Here is a 2,695-nt window from a genome sequence, read left to right as displayed (position 1 = left end):
ATCGCATATACCTTTTTGGTGGATGGAGAAACCGAACAGGTCAGTCTGACTTACCAACAGTTGGAGCAACAAGCCCAAGCGATCGCGTTCCACCTGCAATCAATATATTCCCCAGGAGAAACTGCCCTACTCCTTTATCCTCCTGGTCTAGACTATATTTGTGCATTTTTCGGGTGTCTGTACGCTGGGGTTGTAGCTGTCCCCGCTTATCCTCCTAGACCCAATCGCTCCCTTGTCCGTGTTCAGGGAATTGTCAAGGATTCCCTGGCAAAGGTAGCCCTAACTACCCAAGCAATCCTGTCTAATTTAGAGCGCAGGTTTACTCAGGCTCCGGAACTGAAAACACTGCACTGGCTAGCCACAGAAACCATCAACGGCAACTTAGCTCAATCATGGCAGCAACCAGCTATAGATGCTAGCACCATGGCTTTTCTCCAATACACCTCTGGTTCAACCGCTCAGCCGAAGGGAGTAATGATTAGCCACAGCAATCTAGTCCATAATTCAGCTGCTATCTATCAGTATTTTGAGCACACCGACCACAGCAGTGTGGTGAGTTGGTTACCGATGTACCATGACATGGGTCTGATTGGTGGCATACTCCAACCTCTATACGGCGGTTTTCCAGCTACGCTCATGTCCCCGTTGATGTTTTTGCAAAGTCCAATCCGCTGGTTAAAAGCAATTTCCCACTATCGAGCCACCAGCAGTGGCGGACCAAACTTTGCTTACGACTTATGCGATCGCAAAATTAAGCCGGAACAACTAACAAACTTGGATTTGAGTAGTTGGGATATTGCCTTTAACGGAGCTGAGCCAATTAACTCCGCCATCTTGGAGCGGTTTGCCACAAAATTTGAGTCCTGTGGCTTCCGCCGAGAAGCATTCTACCCTTGCTATGGCATGGCTGAAGCCACCTTAATGGTTTCTGGTGGTCTCAAAAGCGCTCCAATTGTCTTAAAAACAGTTGAAGGGGCAGCATTAGAGCAAAATAAAGTTGTGCCAGCTACTGTTGAGCAAGAAGGTACCCTTACCCTAGTAGGCTGTGGTCAAAGTCTGCCAGACCAGCAGATTGTAATTATCCATCCTGAAACCTTAACCCCATGTGACCCAGGAAAAGTAGGAGAAATCTGGGTATCAGGACCAAGCATTGCCCAAGGTTACTGGAATCAACTGGCAGCAACAGAAGGCAACTTTCGCGTAACTCTAGCATCGATGGGGGAGGAGTCATTTATGCGTACCGGTGACTTGGGATTCATGCTCGACGGTGAATTATTTGTTACTGGTCGTTTGAAGGATCTGATCATTATCAATGGTCGTAACCACTATCCCCAAGATATTGAATGGACCGTAGAAAACACCCACTCCTTGCTCAGACCGACGTGTTCCGCAGGATTTTCCGTCAATATTGCCGGTGAGGAACAGTTAGTGGTGATTGCTGAGGTAGAACGTAGCTATTGGAAATCGACTCGGCTAGCTACTTCTGATCCTGGTAATGGAGCGAAAGACCATGCCCTTGATACCAAAGAGTTAATCCGGTTAATCCGACGAGCAGTATTACAACATCACGATTTGCAGGTTCATACTGCTCTGTTACTCAAACCAGGTACTATTCCCAAGACCTCTAGTGGTAAGATTCAGCGTCATGCCTGTCGCCAGAGTTTTCTAGCGGGAACTCTGGCTGTTATAAATAATAGGGATTAGCTTTGAGGATTGAGGATTCAGGCTTGAGGCAGACTTAACCTAAAAGATAACCCTATTGATAGTAGTCGATAGCAATCCAAGTAAAGGTTAACAAATGTTTCTATTCCCTATTCCCTTGACACCCCAGATGATATTTTATGTCCTAAACTATACCTTCCTTGATAGAAATTAACAATTTTGTAACACTTTCGGATAGAATAAGGCATTAGTGGCCTTCGTTGGTAGTTGCAGTACATAACTTATGTCGGAGAATTCCTGGTCAGAAAAAGCGCCAAGCCAAGAGCTGAACCAACTTGGCTCTATGCTGTCTAACTTGTCAGAGGAAGAGTTTGAAACTAGCTTATTTTTCCAGGGACTAGAAGGACGCCGACGCAAAGCAGCTTTAGTTTTAACCATAGTGTGGTGCATGACAATAGCACTGCATTTGGTGTCTTGGGGGATCTGGGTGAGCTTGGGCTTAACAACGATATTAGGAATTCATTGCCTACGGTTCTTGCTGGCTCAACCGTTAAAAACCCCTCAACCCTCTTTAGATGAAGAAAAAGACGATTTTCCCTTTGTGTCTCTGCTAGTAGCAGCAAAAAATGAAGAAAGTGTCATCAGTAATTTAGTTCAGTCTCTGTGTCAATTAGACTACCCCGAAAATCAGTATGAACTGTGGGTAATTGACGATCACAGTACTGACCAAACACCAGAAATATTAGATAAGTTAGCAGCAACATACGACCAGTTGAAGGTACTGCACCGGAGTGCTAATGCCGGGGGAGGGAAATCAGGAGCACTCAATCAGGTACTGGGTTTAACGAAAGGCGAGATTGTAGCAGTATTTGATGCAGATGCTAAAGTTCCCAAAGATATGCTGCAGCGGGTGTTGCCCTTATTTAATAACCCGCGAGTGGGAGCAGTGCAGGTCAGAAAAGCGATCGCAAATGCAGCACTGAATTTCTGGACACGAGGGCAAATGGCAGAAATGGCTCTCGACAGCTATTTC

At 45.8% G+C, this 2,695-nt stretch carries 2 protein-coding genes; both read left to right on the top strand.

The genetic code is table 11. From position 1 onward, the window contains the following. The coding region (locus tag F6K49_RS40050; protein WP_293106319.1) for a fatty acyl-AMP ligase at positions 1-1,704 on the top strand (1,704 nt) is incomplete at its 5' end. Positions 1,705-1,945: 241 nt separating this feature from the next. Further along, positions 1,946-2,695 (top strand): glycosyltransferase family 2 protein (locus F6K49_RS40045; RefSeq protein ID WP_293106316.1); only part of this gene is annotated, 750 nt, incomplete at its 3' end.

The organism is Moorena sp. SIO3I6 (genome assembly GCF_010672095.1).
This window is presented reverse-complemented; position numbering and strand designations above follow the sequence as displayed.